The organism is Acetatifactor aquisgranensis (assembly GCF_943193215.1).
In the GTDB taxonomy this organism is placed as follows: Bacteria; Bacillota; Clostridia; order Lachnospirales; family Lachnospiraceae; genus Acetatifactor; species Acetatifactor aquisgranensis.
Window position 1 is genome coordinate 1 of the sequence record NZ_CALPDH010000037.1, and the last position, 23,337, is coordinate 23,337.

Here is a 23,337-nt window from a genome sequence, read left to right on the forward strand (position 1 = left end):
CTATTAAAGTTACCCTTTTTCCCGAAAAACATATCAAAATCTTTTTCAAAAAACCCTTGACATATCACCAGAATGCTCCTTTGCTCATACAAATTATAATATCATCAATCGTGGCAGTATCAAGAATACAATGCCCGTATTGAGCTGCTTCATTTGCGGTAATAAGCCCCTCAAATCCCATATTTGTTTTACGCAATCCGGCAATATTTTTTTCAAGCTCCGGCGTGAGGTCTTGCGGTCTGCCTTTGACAAGCCGATAACTGTTTATCAAATCCTCCATACTGCCCGTAAAAATCATATTGCCCTGATTGATAAACGTAATGTAATCGGCAACCTGCTCCAAATCAGAAGTAATATGCGTTGAGAATAAAACACTCCGTTCCCCATCTTTTATATAGTCTTGCAGAATTTCTAAAAACTCGTCACGGGTAACAGGGTCAAGCCCGCTTGTTGGTTCGTCCAATATAAGCAGCTTTGCATTATGTGAAAAGGCACAGGCAAGCATTAGTTTCATCTGCATACCACGTGATAACTCGCCAACTTTTTTATTTTGTGGCAGACAAAAACGACTTATCATATCGTCAAACGTATTGTGCCGCCAATCGTCATAGAAAATAGAAATCGCCTTTTCTGTATCCCTTACTGTCCAACTGTCAACATAAAACATATGGTCAAATACAACACCGATTTCCTGTTTTACCGCCTTTTCGTGAAGTACATTATCTTTGCCAAAAACCAGGATTTCTCCCTCATTCTTTTCAAGCATATTAAGAATAAGCCGTATCGTTGTTGTCTTTCCAGCGCCATTTGAACCAACCAGTCCCATAATGTAACCTTGCGGCAAAGCAAAACTGATATGATTGAGTCTAAACCCTTGAAAGTTCTTGCTTACACCTTTTAATTCCAAACATTTTTCAGTCATGGTCTACCTCCAATAAAAGTTTTAACAAACTGACAATTTCATCATCAGACATAGGGATGCGCCCGGCTGCCAGTATTGCGTTGTTAAGGTTTTTTTCTACTTCTTTGATTAGCTGCTCTCTAATTAAGTTTGAGCCGCTTGACATCACAAAGAAGCCTTTACCTTGACGGCTTGTAATAAAACCCTCCTGTTCCAATTCGTTGTAGGCTCGTGTAGTGGTTAGCACACTTATTTTTAAATCTCTTGCCAGTTGCCGAAGCGAAGGAAGCGTTTCATTTTCTGCAAGTTCCCCTGTTAAGATTTGTTCTTTTACCTGTTCCTTTATCTGCGCATAAATCGGCAAATCAGAACTATTTGATATTACAATATGCAAGCAATCACCTCTCTTCAACCGTATATTAAAAAACATATACAGTATATCCAGAAATATCAGCCATGTCAATAGGATAAAAATAACTTTTATAGAGTTTTGCATATTTCAAAGAACATTACGACTAAAACAGGTTTTCTATAAATTTGTTGATAGGGAAATATCAAAGAAAGAATGAGGGGAGATCAAGCTGAAATTTTCACATTCTTAACATACCTGACTTCATTATTTTCTTCTTATCGGAATCCACAGTTCACAGAATAGACCACTTCTTCCTTTTTCAAAATATATTTCATAATCTGTTTCTGCTTCTGATTCATACCCCATTTGTGGCAAGAATTCTTTATAGAATTTAGCCCAAGTGTCACCGATACAATCACCATCCTCACCGATGCAGTCAAATACAACATAAGTTCCCGGTTTCACATCCCAGATGCTATAACCTGCTTTTTGCATTTCTGAGAAATCAAACTCCGATGTATCTTCATCAATCAAGACACCAATTCCATATTCAAACGTATCCGCACCTTTATTCGTCGGAGAACATAACCCATACAAGTCTCGTTTTCCTTCCGGTCGCAGATTGCAAATCGGTTCTATAAGTTTTTTGTCATTACACTCTCCCCAAAAATCAGGAATATCATGATTTTCCTCGTCATTAATGATTTCATTTTGAAAACTTCTTACCACTGCAATAAATTTTTGTTCTTTTGTTTGTACGATTCTGTAATCCATACTTTTACCACCTTCCACGGTTATTTTAATAACAAGTGGATTGAAAAGCAGGAGCTTCGCAGATTCTTCTCTGGCAAATTTAGGCGCAATTCCATGAAACCTTGTGAATGCTTTTGTAAAACTCTCTGGTGTTTCATAACCATACTTCAGCGCGATGTCTGTTATTTTAGCATCAGTTTCTACAATTTCTCTACCTGCTAAAGATAACCTGCGGTTGCGAAGATAGGTATTGGCAGTCATCCCTGCAAGAAAACTAAATGCTCTATGAAACTCATAGCTCGAAGTGTGTACATGCCTGGCTACATCTTCATAGTTTATTTCCTCCATAAGATGTTCTTCCATATAAGTAATTGCCTGTTGCATTGCTGCTATCCACTCCATACTTTATTCCTCCTGTTGAAGCCTATTATAGAAGCAATTTGAGATGATTACATTTCCCGGCTTGCGAAGATTTGTCAGGTTGTTAAATTCAAAGTTGTTCTTCGCCATAGCCGGCTTTATCAGTGAAGACGGCACATTGGCCGAAGGGGATTGCGTTTTTTGGCTTGTGGGTTGTTGCTTAGATTCCGCGCTTAGGTGGCTCGGTTTGGCCGGTGAATTCTATAATGAGACATGAGCCGTAATGTTGTTGCCGCCCACGAATCTGTCGAAGCCCAACGATTCGTACAGCGAGATGGCGGCAGTATTGTCGGTATCCACCAGGAGCATCATGGCTTTGGGCCTGTTGAGCTCTATGGCTTTGGCCAGTATGGCTCTTCCGTAGCCTCTGCGGCGGTATTCTTCTTTTACGAAGAGGTCAAAAGGTTCGTTTTCCTCAAATTTATGTGTGATATCCATGTAGCCTACTACCGTGTCTTCTTCCAGGGCCAGGATGATCCGGAACCTGTCGGAGGCGTCTATGACTTTCTCCGCCGTCCAGTAGCCGTCATCGGAATGGAGCGCAAGATACTGTTCCCTGTATTTGGGGCTGTACAGCTGGATTTTGTGGCTGCTTTGGCAGGGGACGTCTCTTTTCAGCACCATTTTCTGCTGCTCGGCTTCACGGTGGAAATTGTATAACGAGTGGGCGCTTCTACAGTGAAGAACAGAAATCGGCAGACAAATGCGCTCACGAGTATATATTTGCAGATCCATTTCTAACGGCGCTACAGTTTCGAAGAGGGAGTAAGACAATGTGGCAATCGAGGAACTGTGACATATGTACGAATCTATTATAGCGGAGGATTTCAATATGGACAAGTACATTTACCTGTTTTTCCTGCTTGACCTTGCCCCTGGGGCATGGCCTACACTATATGTGAAGCAAAAGCAGCGGGAGGACGTTTATGAAAATTGTAAAGCAGCTTGTTAAATTGCACAAAATTCTTTTTAGCCTGGCAGTTCTGTTCACTTTCCTGTCTGTCATCTTAAATTTGTGCTGGAACAGATTTTTGGCACAGCTGTTGGACATTCTGGAAAATACAGACTCTTTTTATGCAGGGAATGGAATGGACCTGTTTTTACCAGCCGGAATCCTGATTGTCCTTATCCACGCAATCAGCGAGTATTTATCATCGTTTCTATCCTCCTGTACCTGCGAAACTTTTGCGCATGAAATGCGGATGGGATATGCCCGATATTATCTGCAAAGCGATATTCGAACACTCTCAAAGCTTCATGTGGGAGAAGAGCAGTCTGCTATGCAAAATGAGCTAAAAGATATCTCTGATTATCTGAGTGAAAATCTCTTTGCATTGATGAAGCAGTTTGGGACGTTTGCCGTCACGGTGGTATTTCTGTTTTGCCAGAATTTCAAATTGGCTATGCTTTCCATCGTTCCGGTGATTCCGCTGATTCTTTACTGTTCCTTTTCCAGTAAGATACTGAAAAATTACACACAGCAATGCCAAAACAGCCGGAAAAAAATCAACGGGTCGGCGGACATGATGGTGGAATTATTTCCGATGATTCAAATTTATGACGCATATAAGATGGTTCAGGATACTATGAAGGAACAGCTCTCCGAATGGGGAGAGGCAAATATTAAGAAAGAGCGGATCGCGGCCAGGCTGATGTCGCTTTCAGGCGTGCTTTCATTTGCGCCGCTTTTGGCATTGCTTGGATGTGGCGGGTTTATGGTGATAAATGGAGAAATAAGCATGGGGATATTTTATATATTTATCAATCTGTCGGGAAATGTTTCCGGATTCTTACAGAATATGCCGAATATATACGCTTCTTTCCGGCGGTTCAGCGCATCTGTGGAGAGATTGGAGGAAAAATTATGTATCAATACGCAGTTTATTTAGATGATATTTCATTTTCCTATGAGAAACATGTAGTGATAAAAAATCTGTCGCTCAGGGCACGGCCCGGCGAGCACATCGGAATTGTGGGGGATAGCGGATGCGGCAAGAGCACCGTATTGAAAATCCTTGCCGGCCTTTATGAGCCTGACAGCGGAACGGCTGTCATAGCAGGCGGGCGGTTCCCGGAGGAAATCAGGAAGCAGGTAGCCCTTGTCATGCAGAATAACAGCCTTTTTCCTCTGTCCATAAGGGATAATATTACCTGCGGCCATAGTATTTCAGATGAAATCGTATGGGCAGCCTGTAAAAATGCAAGCCTCACGAAATGGATTGAGAGTCTTCCCGATGGGCTGGACACAAATGTGGGAGAACGGGGGAATCAGGTCTCAGGCGGGCAGGCTCAGAGGATCCAGATAGCCAGAGCGCTTTGCAAGGATGCTCCGGTCATTTTGCTGGATGAGCCGGTCTCGGCGCTGGATCAGGATACCGGACAGTCGGTTTTGGACGCCTTAGGCAGATATGACCCTGACGAGCTTGCCGGCACAGTGCCCGAGGGCATTGTAGTGTGTCCGGCCCTCCGCCATCGTTTTATCATAGTACTCTTTGAAGGTGGCGTTGTTCTTCACGACATTGTGAGCTGCGTTCATGAGTGCGTACCTGAGCACTCTGGAGCCGCGTTTGGACATCCTGGTGCGCCTGGCGCTGTAATTGCCAGACTGATAGACAGAAGGGTCCAGACCGGCGAAGGCAAGCAGCTTATTGGGGCTGGAGAAGCGGTGTATGTCACCGATTTCCCCAAGTATCATTCCGCCGTTGATGTAGCCGATACCCGGAATGGTCATGATGACAGAATCGTGGAACTTCATGATTTCTGCCATCTGGGCCTCCACACTGTCCAACTGGCTATCCAGTAACTCAATCTGTGCGATAGAAAATCCATTTTCAATGGATTTGTTATTTGAATAGATAGAGCGTTGTCGCTGGCGCCGACAGACTTCCGTGCGAGAACCCTTAACTCTTTTGCCTGCTCCTTCTTGAAGTGGCCGTGTGAGGCAGCCACGAGGAGATGGCTCAGATGGGTCATATGCATGGAAGCGATGTCCTGGGGCGTAGGAGCCTCTTTCAAAAGTGCATAGACGGCTTTCTGGTGCAGGCCGGACTTGAAGAAATACTGCAGTTCGGGGAAGACCTGGTCGACATAGGAAGTCAACTGGATCTTCAAACGTGTCCGCTGCTTGATGGTCTTCTGACGGAAACGGCCGAGCTGCTTGAGGTCCATCAGGTCAAGGTCGTAGAAAGAGACAGACCTGTGGGAATCCTGCATCATGAGCGTCTTTGCAATGAGGAACGTGTCGACTTTGTCAGTCTTGGTCTTGCGGATGTTGTCCTTGCGCATGACCGAAGTCTTGATGGGGTTCAACACACATACGCTGTAGCCACAGGCGACAAGGTATCGAACAAGGTTGTCGCCGTAGTGTGCCGTCGATTCAAGACCGATGATGATGCTGTCGCCGGAGCGGGAAAGCTCTTCAAGGCGGGAATGCAGCATTTGGAAGCCATCACCGTCATTCGTGAATTTGAACGGCTTCATGAGTTCCTTTCCATCAGAAGATATGGCTGATGCAAAGTGGCCCCGCTTGGCAATGTCAATGCCTATGTAGATTATGAGGTTGTACCTCCCTTTTGTAAAGTCTGATACCAGTGTCAACGAAGTTGACACTAATGTCCACCAACGATTATCATCGTAGACTTGATTGAAATAAGAACTCAGGAACAGACGCTCCGGCTCATCCAGCAGATAAACAATTCAGATAAAGGTAGCGGCAATACACTCCTGTCGAGTAGTCAAGCTACAGGTAAATAATTCAAAGTCCACAGTATCTGAGTTGTATTGAACCACGATACAAAATAAAAAGAAAGGGAATATGGTGTTTTTGCTTCTATAAACATCATACAAGGGGAAAATGAAGAAATTACGTTTTGAGAAGAAAAAGTATACATATTTGGATTCCCTGAGATTTTCTATCATCAGTTCACCTGTGTGTACGATATTGTATCTGATTCTGTCTCTTGCTGCTGCAATTCTGCCAACCTACCAGGTTATTATGAATGCAAGATTTATTGATAATGCGCTGGGACTTATAGGCGGCTTTGCAACAAAAAGAGCGGTATATATTTCACTGGCGATTGTGATCGGGATGATAGCGTATCAATGGCTTGCCTGGCCCATAAAGGCATATCTTGCCAACAAAATCGAGATGGAAATGAGGGTCAGTCTTAAGGGCGCATATGTTGAAAAATGTTCAAAGATTGCGTTTAAGTATGTTGAAAATACGGACAGTATGGATTTAATGAACCGTGTTGCCGACACAATGGAGCATAAGTTTATCGACGGCTTTACAAATGTAGTCAATCTGATATCGCTGTTCATGACAATTGCGGGACTTCTTATCGTCCTGATTGCACAGATTGCCTGGGTCGCGCTGATTATCATAGCTGTTGCCATACCGCTTCTCTATCTTTCGTTCATAAGCGGAAAGGCAACCTATGAGGCCAATAAAGAGATCACCAAATATCAGAGAAAATACAAATATCTCACTACCGTAATGACGGGAAGGGAAAATGTTGATGAGAGGACGGTATTCGGATATAACGAAAAGCTGAATGACAAGTGGTTTGAGCAGTATGAGATTTCCAGAAAAATGGAAACAAGGACACGTGCCAAATGGTTTGTAAAGCTAAAATCCGGAAGCATGATAACAGCATTTCTGTGTACCTTTATTGCGGCAATGCTCATCAACCCTGTTGCAACGGGAATCATTACAATCGGTATGTTCTTTTCACTGATAAATGCAGCCTTTGACCTTGTACACACCATGTCATGGTCGCTGACAAGATTGATCGAGGCTGTATCCACACATATCGAATACCTTAAGGAGATCACAAAGTTTGCAGCATTTGAACAGTATGATGATGCGGATGCCGTGCCTGAAGGCGGTATAGAGTTTAAGTCTTTGGAATTCAGGAATGTAACCTTCAAATATCCTGGTACAGAGACCTATATTCTTAAAAGTATGGATATGAAGATAGAAGCCGGCAGGCATTATGCATTCGTTGGAGCGAATGGGGCGGGAAAGAGTACAATTGCCAAGCTTCTGACAGGTCTTTATCAGGATTATGAGGGCAGGATACTTATTAACGGAAGAGACCTTAGAGAATATACGGCAGCTCAGCTGAAAGCCTTTTATTCCGTTGTCTATCAGGACTTTGCAAGGTACTCCATTTCAATCTGGGATAATATCGCCATAGGATGCGTTGGCGGAGCGGATGAGGAAGCAATCGACAATGCCATAACTGCCCTTAAACTGGACTCGGTCATGGAAGGCCTTGAGGATGGTAAGGATACATTGCTGGGCAAGCTGGCACAAGAAGGCAAGGATTTCTCCGGCGGTGAATGGCAGAGGATCGCCCTTGCAAGATGCTTTGTAAGCGAAGCGCCGATCCGTGTGCTGGATGAACCCACAGCCGCTTTGGATCCCATTGCGGAAAGTAACCTTTATAGTGAATTTGCAAAGCTTTGTGAAGGAAGGACCACATTGTTCTTCAGCCACAGGCTGGGCTCGGTCAAGCTGGCAGACTACATTTACGTAATTGATAACGGACATGTAGAGGAACAGGGAACGCATGATGAGCTGATGGCTGCAAAGCAGCTTTACTATACGATGTATGACAGCCAGAGGAGGTGGTATCAATGAGTGAAAAGAAAATAAGTCCCATTAAGATACTTAAGAGGATAGCGCCTCTTGTATTTAAGGCAACGCCTTTCTTTTTTGGATTGTTCCTTGTAATTACAATACTCCATGGCTTGTCATGGGCAGTAAAGGTTTTGTTCCTGCAGAAGTTTTATGATGCCAGCAGTGAAGTGATAAATACAGGCGGAAGCATAAAGACCATATACAGTTCTCTCATTGTGTACGGCGTGGTCATTATTCTGGCAGAGCTTGTCAACGCACTCAACAATTTCCTGTATCTGCCATTTAACCAGAAGGTCATCGGGAAATTGATGCAGAAGGTCCATCTTAAGATATCCAGAATTGGAGCCATCGAATATGAAGATGCGTCAACCCTGGACAGCATCAACAAGGCCGAGATGGGAATCAACCATATCTTCAACATGGTATTTTCATTTATCATGATGATGGCATTTTTCCTGCCCTATGTGCTGTTCATGGGAATATGGATTTTTACGATTAAGCCGGTTCTGGCAATCGTGATTGTTGTTTCCATGATGCCCTGTCTTCTGACAAAGCTTGTGCAGGTAAGTATGTACGCTGATCTTGAGGATGAGATCGCTCCGCTGAGAAGATCCTATGATTATTATGAGAGCACCATCTGCTCCAAGGAATATTTCAAGGAAACGAGAATCCTGGGCGTAACGAACTATTTTAAGAAGCTTTATTATGACACAATGGTCGTCCTGAATCAGAAAAGCCTTAAGGTGGCAAAGAGAGCCTGTCTGTTCGACCTTGCGGGAAAAGGGATAGGCCTTGCGGGTTATCTGGTCGTCCTCCTGCTTTTTGTCAGAGCATTGCTTACAGGTGATATTACGGCGGGTACATTTGCCGCAATATTCACGGCAATCGTAAAGATGCAGGAAATGGTGGGAGAAATGATCAATCTTGTGGGCGATATAGGTAAGAACAGCGGTTCGATCAACAACCTTCTTGATTTCATAGATATGCCCGAAACAGACGGTGAAACAAAGGTAAATTATTTCCGTGAAAAGATTGAACTTAAGAATGTCTCCTTTACATATCCGGGAGCGAAAGAGGAATCCCTGACAGATGTCAATCTGACGATCAACAAGGGTGAGACCATTGCGATCGTGGGACATAACGGAGCCGGAAAATCAACTCTCGTGAGACTGATTACAGGTATCTATCAGCCCACCGGTGGCAGTGTGACAATAGACGGTATACCCACAAAGGATATTAAGTCATCGAGCCTTTACGGACTTATGTCCGGTGTATTCCAGAAGTTCCAGAAATATCAGATGACTCTTCGTGAAAATGTTATGATCAGCAATCTTGATACAGAAAGGGGAGACAAAACTCTGCTGGAAACCTTAAAGAAAGCAGATGTGGATATGGAATCACAGTCTTATCCCGATGGTTTGGAGACAATGCTTTCCCGTGAGTTTGACGGCGTCGACCTTTCAGGCGGACAGTGGCAGAGGGTATCTATTGCAAGAGGCATCAACAGAGACAGTAAGGTAATCGTGTTGGACGAGCCTACTGCAGCAATCGATCCCATTGAGGAGACAAAGATATATAAGAAGTTCAAAGAGATATCCGATGAAAGGACAACGGTGCTTGTAACCCACAGACTCGGAAGTGCCCGAATTGCGGACAGAATCGTTGTTATGGAAAATGGCCGTGTTGCGGAAATCGGAACCCATGATGAGCTGATTCATAAAAAAGGCACATATTATGTTCTGTTCATGTCACAGGCACAGTGGTATGAAAATCAGAATGCAAAATAGGAACGTATAATATGAAGAAAACATCTGTTTTATTTCCCGGGCAGGGTACACAGGCCTGGGGAATGGGAAAAGAATTGTACAATACATACCTGGTGGCAAAAGCGGTTTTTGATGAGGCTGACAAATTGCTGGGCTTCTCATTTTCCAAAAAACTGTTTGACACCGATAGTACTGAGATAATGGATACGGAGATCACCCAGGTAGCCATCTTTCTGACGAGCGTTGCCTATTATAGGGTATTTATTGAGGGAAACGATATCCTGCCGGATTCATATGCCGGACACAGCGTAGGTGAATATGCTGCGCTGGTTTGCTCCGGGGCAATGAGATTTGAAGACGGTCTTTCACTTATAAGAAGGCGCGGACAGCTGATGCAGAAGGTCAGCGATGATATGGGAGATGGCGGAATGCTTGCCATAATGGGAATGGCATATCCTGAGGTCGAAGAACTGACCGAAGCCTGCGTAAAGGACGGAACAGATGTAAGCATTTCGACCTACAATGACATCAGACAGATTGTCATTTCGGGACGAAGGGGAGCTTTGAAGTCTGTAGGTGAAAGATTCGAGGCAGCAGGGGCAAAGACGAAAATGCTCGAGGTGAAGACGGCATTTCACAATCCCTGTATGAATGAGATAATCGAGCCTCTGAAGGAACTGATAAGCAGCTTCGAAATCACATTTCCCAAGGGAAAGGTGTACTGTAACGTAACGGGAAAGGCATATAAATCTGTTGATGAAATATATGAATATTTGCCGATTCAGGTCAGGGAATGTGTCAGATTTTATGATATTGCCTGTGAAATGATAGAGGACGGAACGGAAGTGTTTATTGAAGCAGGCAGAGGCAAGGTACTTAGTAATCTGCTTAAGAAAAACAAAAGAGCATTCCTGTAATTCAGAAATAATGTCAATTGAATAAAAGAAAACCTCTAGGTACAATAAAGGTGTTCATCTTGGTCGGATGAAAAACACTTTATAAACACTGAAAGTTTCTATAATGAATTTTACACAAAATGACAGATTAAAGCAAGTAACAAGCGACACACTTATTGCTGGAGGTGATGTTGGATTACAGACTTACTTCTGCAGAGCATTTGATTGTGGATTTGAACTTTCAAGAAGAGTATTTAAGTTTAGCAATACCGGAATGGGATTCCTTACTTTCCTTCGTTGGACAGAGGAACTCAATTTTCAACTTCTTATCTTCCAAGTGGAGTATATGCGGAAATCAGAGAGGCCTCTGTTTGCAGAGACCAGATTATGAAACAGCATGTGCGTCTGCCAAATCAGATACAGGGATGGCTCCAGAAGTTCTTTCCAGAGTATTTTGAGTGTAGTGGACTTATGCTTCTAAAAGAGGTATCACTACCACAGGATATCCTTAAAATCGGTGCAGATAGAATCAATCAGATATGGCGTGATGCGAAGGTACGTGCGGCAGGAATAAAGAGGGCTCAGACCCTGGTAGAGGCTGCGCAAAACAGTGTAGGACTGGAGGCCGGTGAGGCTGCAAGACTTGAGATATGGATACTTGTAAATGACTAAATCCTTAAGGCAGAACAGCTAAAAAGACTTGATGAATACCTGGAAGAAAAAGTTAAAGAAGCTTGCTGGGCTAAAGATAGTCAAGAAGAGCTCCGGTAAAAAGAAAGGTCAGCCAAGAATCAGTAAGAGGGGCAGACGAAAGCTATGAAGAGCAATGTATGAATCAGCACGTGCACTGATGAACTGGAATCCGGCATTTCAGGATGTATTCCTTTATTACAGGAATCGAACCAAGAATCCACCTGGTGGAATGCAGGCAAAGATAGCAGTTGCATGTAAAGCGATTCGAGTATTCTATGTAGTATTACAAACAGGCTGTGACTTTGATGAGGAAAAGTTCCGAAAGAACATCATCAGACCAGAAGCAGCCAATAATAAAAGCACGCACTGTAGCAGATAATGTCCGCCAAGAGTTCAATTGGTGCTGTATTACAGGGGTGCTCTCTAGCAATGTAGGGCATATTTTATAGGACATGACCCTGGTATAGAGCAGAGGCGGCACCTTTCTATGGGTAGGCTGGACGAAGGAATGTAGGACTCTTCTACGAAAGATGATTCTGTTAGACATGAGAGGTTAGCAGCCATAGTGAAGAATGGGACACAGATTCGCCTTCATAAAAAAGGATGATGTTTTATTTCGTGTACCTTTCTGACTGGAAACTCATGTGCATTGTAACTGAAATGACACAGTTTTCGTCCATTATTGAATGCTTATTATTATTTGTAACTTGATTAAACATTGTACAAAGCTATTTTGTGCAAAACAAATAAGAAAGTATAGAGAAATTTGTATGCTTCCGTAAGCGGGCAAATTCATAAAGTCTGCTCCAGTGAAAAGGAAGCTATAGCAAAGGTCAGGGAACTGATAGATCTGATATGTAACCAGCAGATTGAATATGAAGATAACGAGAAACCTCGTGAGATATATGTTCTACCGCAGGAGTCTAACAAAATATATGACATGAGGGAGTTTGTAAAGAATTATCTGGATAACGGATATCTCTACGAACTAAAGGAGAGATTTGCGAAATCAATGTTCACAGGACTGGGCAGAATCAAGGGTAAAACAGTGGGAATTCTTGCCAGCCAGCCCCAATTTGACGCGGGAGTAATCAATTATGATGCCAGTGATAAGGCGGCTGCATTTGTAAGATTTTGTGATGCATTTGACATTCCGGGCTATTGTATTCTTATGTTGAAGCCACTACAATAAAGATAACAGTCATCGTAAGAAAAGCATTCGGCGGAGCATATATAGCAATGGGAAGTAAGGCACTGGGGATTGATGCGGTGTGCGCACTTCCAAATGCACAAATAGGCGTCATGGGCGTTGACAGCGCCATTGTGATGCTTCATCGCAAGGAGATTGATGCCATCGAAGATGATAAACAAAAGGAAAAATATATTAGGGAATTTAAGGAGGAATACAGCAAAAAAATCACTGCGAAGGATGGAATAGATCAGGGCTATATCGATGAAACGGTGGAGCCTGATGCATTGCGACAGTGGCTTGGAAACAAACTAATAGTATTACAGGGAAGGAATACAGACTCCGGAATATTCAAAAAGCACGGAAATATTCCATTGTAGAGAAAACATTGAAAAAGAGGTAATAGTGATGAACGAAACTTACAGTGTTGATTTGCCTGATTTTGTATTTGAAGAATCAGAAGAAAAAAGGGTGAAAAGTACTATAAATACTGCAGTTCCGGAAAGACCTGGTCAACATAGGAAGTCAGCTGGATTTTTAACCGTGTCCGGTGCTTAATGGTCTTCTGGCGGAAACGTCCCAGCTGCTTAAGCTCCATCAGGTCAAGGTCATAGAAAGAGACAAACCTGTAAGAGTCCTGCATCATAAGTGTTTTGGCAATGATGAATGTGTCGGCTTTGTCCGTCTTGGTCTTGCGGATGTTATCGTTTCGCATGACCGATGTTTTGATGGGGTTCAACACACACGTTGTAGTTACAGGCAACAAGATACCGGACAAGGTTGTCGCCGTAGTGTGCCGTCGTTCCAGACCGATGATGATGCTGGAGCCTTCACAAGAAAGATCCGTGAGACGAGAATTCAGCATTTGGAAGCCATCACCGTCATTTGTAAATTTGAACGGCTTCATGAGTTCTTTTCCATCAGAAGATATGGCTGATGCAAAATGATTGAGTTTGGCAATGTCAATGCCTACGTAAATCATGAGGTTGTACCTCCCTTTCATAAATTCTGATACCGTGATATCCGCCAACGATTATCATCGTAGACTTGATTGAAATAAGAACTCAGGAACAGATGCTCTGGCTCATCCAGCAAATAAACAATTCAGATAAAGGTAGCGGCAATACACTCCTGTTGAGTAGTCAAGCTACAGAAAAAAATCAATTGTCCACAGTATCTGAGTTGTATTAAACCACGATATTAAAAAGAAAGGAAGTTATGGTGTATTGCTTCTATAAACATCATACAAGAAATGTTATGAAAAATGACCTTATGCTGATTGGGGAGGTTGCTGATTTTTTTGGGGTTTCCAGAAAAGCAATCCGTTTATATGAAAAGAAAGGGATCATTAAGCCGGTGAAAGTAGATGCCGCCAACGGATATCGTTATTATTCCGCAGAACAAGTGCAACAGTTAAATGCGCTGCTGGAATTAAAAGCATTCGGTTTTTCTCTGGACGAAATCAAGATGATTATGGACGGGAAAACCGGGGAAACGCCATTGCTTGATATGCTTGAAAAGAAGCGGCAGGCATGGCAGGATACCGTGAATGCCGCCAGATACAAAGAGGAGTGTCTGGGCGAGATCATCAAGAATCTGCAAAGCTCCCACGCAGCGCGGAAGATGACTGAAATGACAGAAGAAGAGCGGGCGTGGCTGTTGGTAAAGATGGTATGCCTTGAAGACGTCAGGGCGCAGAAAATCTTAAGTGAGGCGTTGTGGCTATGATTATGTTCCGGATAGATTCTCCTGTTCGGGGAGGGCTGTGCCTCGCAGCCGTTTGGCAATAAAGAAAGCAGATAACCGAAGTTATCTGCCATGCAAACTTGAATGAAATAGGTGGGTGACAATCCACATCTCCTAACCATGGGCGACGGCCGCCTGTTCCGTCCTCAGATTTCATTCAATATAGCTTATGTTGTAGGTAACTTAATTATACAACAAATTCAGCTTGTGTCAAGTCGTTTTAAAGTGCCTTTTTCAATGTATCTTTCGGCATTGCAGGTGCTTAGAGAATGTAATGTCTTTGCAAAGCATTTTCCGCCGGATGTGATTTTAACGGCCACACGGACATAATCCGCATTTATTTTGAATAGCTTCACAAAAAGAATCGATGCATCTTTTGGGTTCAGCCCTACATAGTCGGGGGAATTGATTATTATGCCTATGTCCTTATAATATACATCATACTCATATGGATGTCGGTTTTTGATATGCTCTATATTGGATTCCCCTATGAACACCGGGGTGCCAGGCTCAAGCTTCAGCTTTAATGTCTTAATAACAGATTGGGAAATGTAACCAACTATTTCCATCAGCAGTTCCTTTCGTGTTCAGTTTCAAGCGCCTATTTTCCAGAACCTGTTCCACGGAAAATTCCGCGCTGTTTCGCCGGAATATTGGGGCAATGGAGGTGAGGATTTTGAAATGATTAAGCATATCAGAATGTTTTGCCTATTGTCATTAAAGGTTTCCATGTCTATGATAACAAAATTCATTTTCGTTGTAAACCTATAAAAGGCATCACTTTGGGATAATAAGTCATAACGCCAGCCATATACGTTTAACCAATGCAGTATGGTAAATTCTGGTGTTATGTAATATAATCAGCAGATCTGAAAATATGGGAAGTGGGATAGAAGTTCCGGAAAGCCATTGACAGGAGGCCTCAGTCCAGTTATAATGACTGTAAATGCTAAAACGGTCAAACAGGAGGATTAGGGTGCCGAAAAGCTATTCAGAGCAGGAGCGGGAATACATCAGGGAGCGATTGAAGGAAGAGGCCGCCCAGTGCCTTGCAAAGTATGGCGTCCGCCGCACCACGGTGGATGAAATCGTGAGACGGGTGAGGATTCCCAAAGGAACGTTCTATCTCTTTTATAAATCCAAGGAGCTGCTCTTGTTCGAGGTGATTCAGGAGCAGCAGGAAAATATCAACCGTCAGCTATATCAGGCTGTCTCTGAGATGGACGGCAGGGAGGTCTCAGCGGAAAAGCTGACGGATTTGGTGTTTGATTTTTACAAAATGACGGAGAGGACGCCGATTTTGAAGCTGCTTGACACGGGGGAGGTGGAGCTGCTTGTGCGCAAGCTGCCGCGGGAAATCGTGGAGGAGCATTTTCAGGACGATAGGGATATGATTGAGAAGATGCTGGCTTTGTTCCCGGTCAAAAAAGAGGTAGACACAAAGGTTATCAGCGCCGCTTTCCACGCAATCTATTTTGCCACGCTGCATAAGGCGGAGATTGGGGAGGCGCAGTATGACGGGGCGCTGCGCATGATGATTTACGGTATTATCGTGCAGATTCTGGAATCCTGACGTTTTATGGCATGACTATGGAGGCCGTCGAATGCTGCCGCGTTTTATGGGTTCAGTTATCGAATTTGAAAAGTCCGGCAAGAGGCCGGACTTATCACAGGAAATTATTTGACTATTCGTGTAAATTTAGTCATACAGTATAAGGAGGAACATATGATACAGGTCAGCAACCTTTCGTTCAGCTACACCAGGCAGCCGTTCATATCCGGCATGAATTTCAGCGTCTCTGCAGGTGAGATATTCGGATTCCTGGGGCCCTCCGGGGCGGGGAAAAGCACGCTGCAGAAAATCCTGATTGGGATGCTGGGGACATACCAGGGCTCTGCCGTGGTAAACGGGATTGAGTGCAAAAAGCGCACAAAGGCATTTTATGAGGAGATAGGGGTAGACTTCGAGTTCTCCACCATGTACGAAAAGCTCACGGCAAGGGAGAACCTGCGGTTTTTCGCGTCCCTGTATGAGAAAAAGCCCCGCCCCATGGAGACGCTTTTGCGGATGGCAGGCCTGGAGCAGGACGGGGACAAGCGGGTAGCCCAGTATTCGAAGGGCATGAAATCCCGCCTGAACTTCATCAAAGCCCTGCTCCATGACCCGCTCCTGCTCTGTCTGGACGAGCCCACCAGCGGCCTTGACCCTACCAACAGCCGCATGATGAAGGATATGATCCTGGCGGAAAAATCCAGGGGGAAGACCATCCTGCTGACCACCCACAACATGCAGGACGCGGCCGAGCTCTGCGACAGGGTGGCGTTCATTGTGGGCGGCAAGATATGCGCCCTTGACAGCCCCCGCAACCTGATCATGGCAAAAGGCGCGGCGACGGTGACTTATACCTGGGTGGAGGAGGACGGGGAGCACAGCGCAGACTGCCCGCTGGGGCGGCTGTCCTCTGACGGACGGCTGAAAGGCCTGATTGCCGGGAACCGTCTGCAGTCCATCCACAGCAGCGAGCCCACCTTGAATGACATTTTTATGGAAATCATGGGGAGGACGCTGTTATGAGAGTGAAAGCTATGTTTTTGGCGGATATGCGTTTTCAGGCAAGGTACGGTTTTTATTTTTTATACGCGGTCCTGACTGTGGTTTACGGCATGGTTCTTTATGCGCTTCCCGAAGGATGGCGGGAGAAGGCGGCTGCCATTTTGATATTCTCTGACCCGGCGTCCATGGGGCTGTTCTTCATGGGAGCCATCGTGCTTTTGGAAAAGAGCCAGCGTACGCCATGGGCGTTTGCGGCCTCTCCCGTCCGCCCCATGGAATATGTGATTGGGAAAGTGGGCTCTTTGTCCGCTGTTTCCCTTGCCGTGGCCGCTGTATTGGCGCTGACCGCGGGAGTGGGGAATCTGCCGATGGTGCTGCTTGGCACGGCCATGGCGGGCGGGATGTTTACGCTTTCCGGCATTGTGGTGGCAGCGAAGATAAGCAGCCTGAATCAGTTCATCTTATGGACAGTGCCGGTGGAGGTCGTGGGCTTTGTGCCTGCGGTACTGCATCTATTCGGAATCACGCCGGACTGGCTTCGATACTATCCTGTGAATGTCTGCATGGAGATGGTCTCTGGCGCTGTGCCTTCCCCGGCGGGGATTTTCGTGGCGGCGGCATGGACGGCGGTTCTGCTGAGACTTTCAGGACAGGCTGTCCTGGCCATGTGGGGCAGCGGGGGAGGTGGGAAGTTATGAGGGCTGTGCGGTTGAGTTTTTTGCAGATGCTGGCCTGTCTGGGGCGGGACAGGATGCTGGCTGTGGCCTGTGCCGCGCCGGTGCTGGCAGGGGGATTGTTCCGGTTCGGCATCCCTTTCCTGGAAGCTGAACTGACGGAATGGCTTTCTGTGCCGGCCATCATTGCGCCTTATTACAGGTTGATTGACGTATTCTTCGGGATGCTGTCGCCTGCCATGTTCTGCTTTGCCTCGGCAATGGTTTCGCTGGAGGAGGCGGACGAAAGGACAGCGGCCTATCTGTTCGTTACGCCGCTGGGGAGAAGGGGCTATCTGACGGCGCGGCTCGGAGTGCCCGGCGCTGCGGCGTTTCTTGTGACTCTTGTGCTGCTGCCTGCTTTCAGGCTGACGGCTTTTTCGGCCGCCGCCCTTTTGCTGCTTGCGGCTGCGGGAGCTTTGCAGGGGGTGATTGTTGCGCTGTTGATTCTGACGGTTTCGTCAAACAAGCTGGAGGGGATGGCGGTGGCGAAGCTGTCCATGCTGCCCGTATTTGGGGCGGCGGTTCCGTTCTTTATTGAAGAGGACGTGCAGTATGCGCTGTTTTGGCTGCCTTCTTACTGGATGGGGAGGGCGGCATGGGGGGATGAATTGCTTTCCATGGTTCCTGCGTTCGCTTTGTCGGGGGTGTGGATTTGGGTTTTGTTTAGGATGTATTTGCGTAAAAAAGTAAACTGCTTATAGTTTATGCACTCATGTGTTTGTAGAGAGTTTTTTGAGCTGGTTGATTTTAATTTCTGACGAATTTTTTAGGTATGCCACTCCGTATGTCATTGCAAAATGCAATTTTCTGGAATCATCGATTTACGACTCTTTGAGACGTACGGCATACCTAACTGGAATTCGTTACAGTTTATTATACAGTTCTATGCTGTTGTAGTATACTTTTCCAAAAACCGGCAGCAGTATATCTTGGATGTAAAATAAGACTGTTATTGTTCTACGGCTGTAAGCTGTCGGCTCAGTGTTTCAATATATTCTACGGAAAGGGTCGGAATGGATTTCTTTACCAGTTCTACAGATGCCCCATTCCGTAAAATGATTTGGCGGTTTCTTTGTCCCGTTCAAGAACCTTTTTGTTTGCATATTCTTCCACAACCTGTGTCATTGCGTCAACTCCTTCCTTTGATTCCTTGAAATGGCATACCCGATCTGATAATTTGGGGAATTTATTGTTTTTGCCAGTACTGTTTTTGAAGTACTGCATCAGTTCCGCAATATCAGATCCGTCATCTACGGCACAGTTTACAAAAATACGATGAATGCCATCATTGATAACTGTTCCTGTTTCATGTAGGAATATACCTGCATGGTAAATAGTCTTTCCTTCCTGAAACATGTCGAATTTTGAAATAAAAATAACATAAATATCCGGAAAGTCCTTATAGTCTAATCCTTTTTCTGTAAAAGTGGTGTCAATGTTGGAGCTGCTGAATCGGACACGCTTTACATGATCGTCATCATCGGCTTTCTGCATTTCAACATTGATTCGGGAACCATCTTCATCTTCGCAAAGCAGGTCAAGGATTACGGAATGTGCGCTAATATTGCGCAGGAAACGTTGTGCCTGTGCATCGAGTACTTTCAATTTGGGCTTTTGGAGGATGATCCGCAAGATTTCCTCGCAAACAGCTTTATCTTCTGCGATTTTGTGGAAAAACACATCATCTATGACGTTCAGCTGTTTGATGAGTGCCAGCTGTTCTGTACTTGTCTGCAATATTGTCGGTTCCTTTCATTTTGTATCTCTTAGGGCTTGCATTCCCGTAACCTGTGGTGGGAGCGATACTCTGATACCAAGGCTATATGGGTATTATAGCCTGAAAAAATGTAGTTGAAAAGTGCTTTTTGCTCTTTTTTGTCTCTTTCCGTTCCATGTCCATTACGTTTCATTTCTATATCAGCTTCAAGCGTGTTGAATTTCTTATATTCTTCATTAATCGGCTGTGTTTTGTCCATGACACAAACCGGGGATGAGGACTGCTCCCCATCGCTAAAATGCCGGGAAAGCCTTCCTTTCGGAAAGGCGTTCGGTTTCCAGAAAATGTACCCTGCGGCTATGCATTTGGGCTCCCGGGGAGAACCGGCCTGAGAAGCGGACGAATGGGCAGGATGCCAGAAAGGGGATATCAAAAATAAACATGGCAAAGGCCGCCGTGATGAAGTATAATGTTTGTACCATAGAAGCCATAATTGCGGCAACCATCGGCATGGCGCACCGGGAGAAAGAGGATAAAGCCGCCGCAAATATGCGGTTCACAGAAAGGTACGGTGACTGAAATGGACAAAAAAGGAATACAACGAGACTTCCAGGGCAGATGGATTACCACGGAGCGCTTCTGCGGGCTGCGGCCGGTGAACGTGTTCCACCGTCAGCTGGACAAAACCGACATCCCTTCGACAGCCCCGCAGAATTCCCACATTCTGTTCCGAAAGCGGTTCGAAGCGGAGGGCGGCAGACCGGCCTGGATTTATATCTCCGCAGACGACTATTACAAGCTCTACGTCAACGGCCGCTTTGTCTGCCAGGGGCCCGCGCCGGGGTACCCTTTCCATTATTATTACAACAAGGCAGACATCACGGACTATATCCGGGAGGGAAGCAACCTGATTGCGGTGCATACCTATTACCAGGGGCTGGTCAACCGCGTATGGGTCAGCGGCGACGACAGGCACGGGCTGATTCTGGACGTGGAGCAGGGAGGGGAAATCATCTTGTCGTCGGATGAAAGTTTCCGATGTACCGTACATACCGGTTTCCAGGCCCTGGAGACTGCCGGGTATGAGACACAATTCCTGGAACGATATACCAGCGGCAGCCCCCAGGAAGGCTTTGAAAAGCCCTCCTATGACGACAGTTGCTGGGAAACTGCGAAGCTGCGCAGGAATGTGGATTATGTGCTGTATGAACAGCCCACCAGGATGCTGGCGTTTGAGGAGATTGAGCCTGCGCTCACCTGGGACGAGAGGGGCGTGACGGCTGATTTCGGCGCGGTCTATGTGGGATATCTGCAGGCCCGGGCCAGGGGCGCCAGGGGAGAGCGGATTGAGATCCTGTCGGCCCAGGAGCTGGAGGAGGACGGCGGCCCGCGGTGGAGGATGCGGTGCAACTGTGAGTACCGGGAGGAATGGCAGCTGTCCGGCGGGGAGGATACGCTGAACCAGTTCGATTACAAGTCCTTTCGCTATGTGCGCCTGAATGTCCCGGCGGGATGCACGGTAGAGAACGTATGTTTGCTATCCAGGCATTATCCGTTTGCCCTGCAGGCGGCCCCGGGCTTTCAGGACGAGGAGCTGCTCCCTGTCTGGAACCTGTGCGTGAACTCTCTCCGCTACGGCGTGCAGGAAGTGATACAGGACTGCATGGAACGGGAAAAGGGTAATTATCTGGGGGACGGCTGCTATACGGCGCTGGCCCATTACGCGCTGACAGGGGACGCTTCCGTTTTGAAGAAGCTGTTGGACGACAGTTTCCGCAGCAGCTTCATCAACCGGGGGCTCATGACCTGCGCCGCCTGCTCCTTCATGCAGGAAATCGCGGAATTTCCCCTGATGGTGTGCCATATGCTGGTTCGCTATTACGAGCTCTCCGGCGACAGGGCGTATCTGGAGGAATGCTATGACGCCCTTTGCGGCGTGCTGGATTTCTATCGGGAACAGTACGCCCGGGACGACGGGCTGCTCTGCAACCTGGACAAATGGTGCGTGGTGGAGTGGCCCGCCGCGTATCGGGGCGGCTATGCAGCCTGTGTGGAGGAGGGGAAAGTGTGCACGGAACTGCACAATGTGATCAATGCCCACTATATCGGCGCGCTGCAGTGCATGAACCGGATCGCGGCCATAACGGGGCGGGAGAGATACTGTGACGAGACTTCGGTGGCGGAGGCGTTCTGCGGAGTGTTCTATGATGCCGGGAAGAAGCTGTTCCGGGACAAAGAGGGGGATGACCACATCAGCCTGATTGCAAACGTTTTTCCGTTCATGTACGGACTGTTCCCGGAGGAGGGCACGGAGGAGGCGATTCTGGGACTGATTGAGGAGAAAGGATTCACCTCCGTCATGCTCTTTGGCGCCTATCCCATCCTGGAGGGGCTGCGCCGCCTGGGCAGAAAGGAGCTGCTGTACCGGTATCTGAAGGACGAGGGGGCATGGAAGCGCATGCTGCGGGAAGGGGCCACCACCACCTTTGAGGGCTGGGGGAAGGACGCCAAGTGGAACACTTCTCTGTTCCACCTGACGCTGAGCTATGCGGTGTTGTTTTTGATGGAGGAGCAAGAAGGATAAAAAGCCCCTTGGGACGTTCACCATCCATGTCCGGCACTGTCGGAACTATTGCTGGCAGGGGTGTATCACCTGGATGGACAGGAACAAGTCCGCCCATTTCTAATCTATCTGGGAGATGGTCAAGCTGGTGTCAGGGGGCCGGATACCGTCAGCGAGGAGGACGGCCCGAAGGCACCGTCCTGGGCTGATGAGGCATAGGAAGACTAAAGGATGGGACGTTGATGCACGCTCATATGTTACAGGAATTGGAGCGTTTTTATGAAGAGTATTGCGGCAGCATCCGCCGGGAGGCGAAGGCCCTGCAGGAGGAGAAGATGCCGGAACCTACGGAGGACCTGTTCGCCGTTTATGAAAATACGGGGAACCGCCTGATTTATGAGGATGTTTATTTCAGGAGAAGAAAATTCCTTGCCGTCTTTGGCCTGAAGGCCATTCTGGACCGGCAGGAAGAGGATATCCTGAAGCTGGAGGAGATATTGAGGGATATCTGCAGCGAAGAGTGCTGGGCGCTGCCTGCTGGCCATGAAATATCCCGGCGCCGGGATTCCGGCCATGGAACGGGCGGCCGGTCTGAACGATGACAACTGTTACCGTTTTATGGGGCTGTACCGCAATCTGATCTGGACGAAAGAATACATGGATTTCCTGAGCAGGGAAGAAGCCGATAGTGCAGCGGAGGGAGAGGCCGACGCGGCAGGGGCAGAGGCCGGAAAGGGATTTGCGGCAGAGGCGGCCATCGGCCGGATTGTGCTGCCGGATGCCCAAAGGAAAGGATTTTCTGCTGACGGATCTGGGATGTGGAGAATATACCAGAGAATATTTCTCGGAAAAGCGTTATGAACATCTGTGCTGCCGCTCTGAGGGCCATAATGTGCCCATCATTGACGGCAGGGAGCAGCTTGCGGGAGGGGAATACGGCTGTGATTGCTTTGAGGCAGGAAAAGAGGGCAGGATGGTCATCAGTTTTGCCGGGGCCTATGCCAATCCTGCGCTGAAATCTTTGATCCGCACCCTTGACTGGGATGAGGCGGACGGGACTTTGCAGGTGGAGGACTGCTATCAGGTGACGGAGCGCCTGCAGTCCATCCGGGAGAATCTGATAACCCACTGGAAGCCGGAAGTGCAGGGAAATACAGTGCGGATTCGGGGAGATGAGAGCGGCTGCACAGTGGCTATAGAGGGAGAGGAGGTAAAAGTGGATTGTATCCGCAGAGACTTCTATGACCACGGCGGGCAGCGCAGGGATGTGTGGCTGATTCAGTGGGAGGTGCCTGTAGCGGGGCAGGCAGGAGAGGTGAGGGCCAGGTTCACGGTGAGGGCAGTATAAGGAAAAATGTGACATATGAAACAGCGGGCAGATTACGGAAAGGGAATCTGCCCGCTGCTGTTTCAATAGAGGATGCCGG

27 protein-coding genes and 1 pseudogene are annotated in these 23,337 nt (G+C 46.6%); 18 read left to right on the top strand and 10 right to left on the bottom strand.

The genetic code is table 11. The annotated features are described in order from the left end of the window. Positions 1 to 64: 64 nt before the first annotated feature. From NFS35_RS23745 to NFS35_RS23760, 4 genes are all read right to left on the bottom strand, one after another. Positions 65 to 922, bottom strand: coding sequence for an ABC transporter ATP-binding protein (locus tag NFS35_RS23745; RefSeq protein WP_251209538.1), 858 nt, complete (start codon positions 920 to 922; stop codon positions 65 to 67). Next, positions 915 to 1,295, bottom strand: coding sequence for a GntR family transcriptional regulator (locus NFS35_RS23750; RefSeq protein WP_251209539.1), 381 nt, complete (start codon positions 1,293 to 1,295; stop codon positions 915 to 917). The genes NFS35_RS23745 and NFS35_RS23750 overlap by 8 nt, the downstream gene beginning before the upstream one ends. A 222-nt stretch (positions 1,296 to 1,517) precedes the next feature. Next, positions 1,518 to 2,408 carry an AraC family transcriptional regulator gene (locus NFS35_RS23755; protein ID WP_251209540.1) on the bottom strand — a complete coding sequence of 297 codons (891 nt, stop codon included), beginning with the start codon at positions 2,406 to 2,408 and terminating at the stop codon, positions 1,518 to 1,520. Between the two features lie 219 nt (positions 2,409 to 2,627). Next, on the bottom strand, positions 2,628 to 3,050 hold the full coding sequence (locus tag NFS35_RS23760; protein WP_251209541.1) for a GNAT family N-acetyltransferase: 423 nt from the start codon (positions 3,048 to 3,050) through the stop codon (positions 2,628 to 2,630). 302 nt (positions 3,051 to 3,352) lie between these two features. Between NFS35_RS23760 and NFS35_RS23765 the strand changes: the two genes are divergently transcribed. Continuing rightward, the gene (locus NFS35_RS23765) at positions 3,353 to 4,315 is read left to right on the top strand and encodes an ABC transporter transmembrane domain-containing protein (RefSeq protein ID WP_251209542.1); all 963 of its coding nucleotides are present in this window, start codon (positions 3,353 to 3,355) and stop codon (positions 4,313 to 4,315) included. Next, a pseudogene (locus tag NFS35_RS29770) lies at positions 4,291 to 4,770 on the top strand (ATP-binding cassette domain-containing protein); the annotation flags it as partial. The gene NFS35_RS23765 and the pseudogene NFS35_RS29770, both read left to right, overlap by 25 nt. A gap of 54 nt (positions 4,771 to 4,824) precedes the next feature. On the opposite strand, the gene NFS35_RS29775 reads toward NFS35_RS29770, so the two are convergent. After that, entirely contained in the window at positions 4,825 to 5,193 is a 369-nt protein-coding gene (locus NFS35_RS29775) for an IS110 family transposase (protein ID WP_334303565.1), read from the bottom strand. Further along, a complete protein-coding gene (locus tag NFS35_RS23780) occupies positions 5,178 to 6,035 on the bottom strand; it encodes an IS110 family transposase (protein WP_251209543.1) in 858 nt (285 codons plus the stop codon). The genes NFS35_RS29775 and NFS35_RS23780 overlap by 16 nt, the downstream gene beginning before the upstream one ends. A gap of 244 nt (positions 6,036 to 6,279) precedes the next feature. On the opposite strand from NFS35_RS23780, the gene NFS35_RS23785 reads away from it, so the two are divergent. The 7 genes from NFS35_RS23785 to NFS35_RS23810 all read left to right on the top strand — a co-directional run bounded on the left by NFS35_RS23785 (position 6,280) and on the right by NFS35_RS23810 (position 12,994). Continuing rightward, a complete protein-coding gene (locus NFS35_RS23785) occupies positions 6,280 to 8,070 on the top strand; it encodes an ABC transporter ATP-binding protein (protein WP_251209544.1) in 1,791 nt (596 codons plus the stop codon). Beyond that, the gene (locus NFS35_RS23790) at positions 8,067 to 9,857 is read left to right on the top strand and encodes an ABC transporter ATP-binding protein (protein ID WP_251209545.1); all 1,791 of its coding nucleotides are present in this window, start codon (positions 8,067 to 8,069) and stop codon (positions 9,855 to 9,857) included. The genes NFS35_RS23785 and NFS35_RS23790 overlap by 4 nt, the downstream gene beginning before the upstream one ends. A gap of 11 nt (positions 9,858 to 9,868) precedes the next feature. Beyond that, on the top strand, positions 9,869 to 10,753 hold the full coding sequence (locus NFS35_RS23795) for an ACP S-malonyltransferase (RefSeq protein ID WP_251209546.1): 885 nt from the start codon (positions 9,869 to 9,871) through the stop codon (positions 10,751 to 10,753). A 366-nt stretch (positions 10,754 to 11,119) separates the two neighbouring features. Further along, a complete protein-coding gene (locus tag NFS35_RS23800) occupies positions 11,120 to 11,404 on the top strand; it encodes a hypothetical protein (RefSeq protein ID WP_251209547.1) in 285 nt (94 codons plus the stop codon). A gap of 31 nt (positions 11,405 to 11,435) precedes the next feature. After that, positions 11,436 to 11,552 (top strand): transposase, encoded by a 117-nt coding sequence (locus tag NFS35_RS29970; RefSeq protein WP_408629653.1) that lies wholly within the window; start codon positions 11,436 to 11,438, stop codon positions 11,550 to 11,552. A 639-nt stretch (positions 11,553 to 12,191) separates the two neighbouring features. Then, complete coding sequence (locus tag NFS35_RS23805) at positions 12,192 to 12,617, top strand: carboxyl transferase domain-containing protein (RefSeq protein ID WP_251209548.1); 426 nt, start codon at positions 12,192 to 12,194, stop codon at positions 12,615 to 12,617. Next, a complete protein-coding gene (locus tag NFS35_RS23810; RefSeq protein WP_251209549.1) occupies positions 12,587 to 12,994 on the top strand; it encodes a carboxyl transferase domain-containing protein in 408 nt (135 codons plus the stop codon). The genes NFS35_RS23805 and NFS35_RS23810 overlap by 31 nt, the downstream gene beginning before the upstream one ends. Before the next feature lie 101 nt (positions 12,995 to 13,095). On the opposite strand, the gene NFS35_RS23815 is transcribed toward NFS35_RS23810, so the two are convergent. Beyond that, complete coding sequence (locus NFS35_RS23815; protein WP_251209550.1) at positions 13,096 to 13,596, bottom strand: IS110 family transposase; 501 nt, start codon at positions 13,594 to 13,596, stop codon at positions 13,096 to 13,098. A 275-nt stretch (positions 13,597 to 13,871) separates the two neighbouring features. Between NFS35_RS23815 and NFS35_RS23820 the strand changes: the two genes are divergently transcribed. Beyond that, positions 13,872 to 14,342 (top strand): MerR family transcriptional regulator, encoded by a 471-nt coding sequence (locus NFS35_RS23820; protein WP_251209551.1) that lies wholly within the window; start codon positions 13,872 to 13,874, stop codon positions 14,340 to 14,342. Positions 14,343 to 14,560: 218 nt separating this feature from the next. Here the strand turns inward: NFS35_RS23820 and NFS35_RS23825 are convergent, their stop codons facing one another. Next, complete coding sequence (locus tag NFS35_RS23825) at positions 14,561 to 14,929, bottom strand: PBECR3 domain-containing polyvalent protein (protein WP_251209552.1); 369 nt, start codon at positions 14,927 to 14,929, stop codon at positions 14,561 to 14,563. A gap of 407 nt (positions 14,930 to 15,336) precedes the next feature. On the opposite strand from NFS35_RS23825, the gene NFS35_RS23830 reads away from it, so the two are divergent. The 4 genes from NFS35_RS23830 to NFS35_RS23845 all read left to right on the top strand — a co-directional run bounded on the left by NFS35_RS23830 (position 15,337) and on the right by NFS35_RS23845 (position 18,331). Then, the gene (locus NFS35_RS23830) at positions 15,337 to 15,933 is read left to right on the top strand and encodes a TetR/AcrR family transcriptional regulator (RefSeq protein WP_251209553.1); all 597 of its coding nucleotides are present in this window, start codon (positions 15,337 to 15,339) and stop codon (positions 15,931 to 15,933) included. 153 nt (positions 15,934 to 16,086) lie between these two features. Beyond that, entirely contained in the window at positions 16,087 to 16,935 is an 849-nt protein-coding gene (locus NFS35_RS23835; protein ID WP_251209554.1) for an ABC transporter ATP-binding protein, read from the top strand. Continuing rightward, on the top strand, positions 16,932 to 17,612 hold the full coding sequence (locus NFS35_RS23840) for a fluoroquinolone export ABC transporter permease subunit (protein WP_251209555.1): 681 nt from the start codon (positions 16,932 to 16,934) through the stop codon (positions 17,610 to 17,612). The genes NFS35_RS23835 and NFS35_RS23840 overlap by 4 nt, the downstream gene beginning before the upstream one ends. Next, positions 17,609 to 18,331: an ABC transporter permease gene (locus NFS35_RS23845; protein WP_251209556.1), complete on the top strand. Its 723-nt coding sequence runs from the start codon at positions 17,609 to 17,611 to the stop codon at positions 18,329 to 18,331. The genes NFS35_RS23840 and NFS35_RS23845 overlap by 4 nt, the downstream gene beginning before the upstream one ends. Positions 18,332 to 18,662: 331 nt before the next feature. Here the strand turns inward: NFS35_RS23845 and NFS35_RS23850 are convergent, their stop codons facing one another. Together NFS35_RS23850 and NFS35_RS23855 are read right to left on the bottom strand one after the other, a co-directional pair. After that, positions 18,663 to 19,367 carry an Rpn family recombination-promoting nuclease/putative transposase gene (locus tag NFS35_RS23850; protein ID WP_251209557.1) on the bottom strand — a complete coding sequence of 235 codons (705 nt, stop codon included), beginning with the start codon at positions 19,365 to 19,367 and terminating at the stop codon, positions 18,663 to 18,665. 29 nt (positions 19,368 to 19,396) lie between these two features. Next, positions 19,397 to 19,606, bottom strand: a complete 210-nt coding sequence (locus tag NFS35_RS23855) for a hypothetical protein (protein ID WP_251209558.1) — start codon at positions 19,604 to 19,606, stop codon at positions 19,397 to 19,399. Positions 19,607 to 19,927: 321 nt separating this feature from the next. Between NFS35_RS23855 and NFS35_RS23860 the strand changes: the two genes are divergently transcribed. The 4 genes from NFS35_RS23860 to NFS35_RS23875 all read left to right on the top strand — a co-directional run bounded on the left by NFS35_RS23860 (position 19,928) and on the right by NFS35_RS23875 (position 23,258). Continuing rightward, complete coding sequence (locus tag NFS35_RS23860) at positions 19,928 to 21,931, top strand: family 78 glycoside hydrolase catalytic domain (RefSeq protein ID WP_251209559.1); 2,004 nt, start codon at positions 19,928 to 19,930, stop codon at positions 21,929 to 21,931. Between the two features lie 233 nt (positions 21,932 to 22,164). Continuing rightward, positions 22,165 to 22,512, top strand: a complete 348-nt coding sequence (locus NFS35_RS23865; RefSeq protein ID WP_251209560.1) for a hypothetical protein — start codon at positions 22,165 to 22,167, stop codon at positions 22,510 to 22,512. Beyond that, positions 22,484 to 22,771 carry a hypothetical protein gene (locus NFS35_RS23870; RefSeq protein WP_251209561.1) on the top strand — a complete coding sequence of 96 codons (288 nt, stop codon included), beginning with the start codon at positions 22,484 to 22,486 and terminating at the stop codon, positions 22,769 to 22,771. The genes NFS35_RS23865 and NFS35_RS23870 overlap by 29 nt, the downstream gene beginning before the upstream one ends. Beyond that, positions 22,689 to 23,258, top strand: coding sequence for a hypothetical protein (locus tag NFS35_RS23875; protein WP_251209562.1), 570 nt, complete (start codon positions 22,689 to 22,691; stop codon positions 23,256 to 23,258). Before NFS35_RS23870 ends, NFS35_RS23875 begins: the two co-directional genes overlap by 83 nt. Positions 23,259 to 23,337 lie beyond the last annotated feature (79 nt).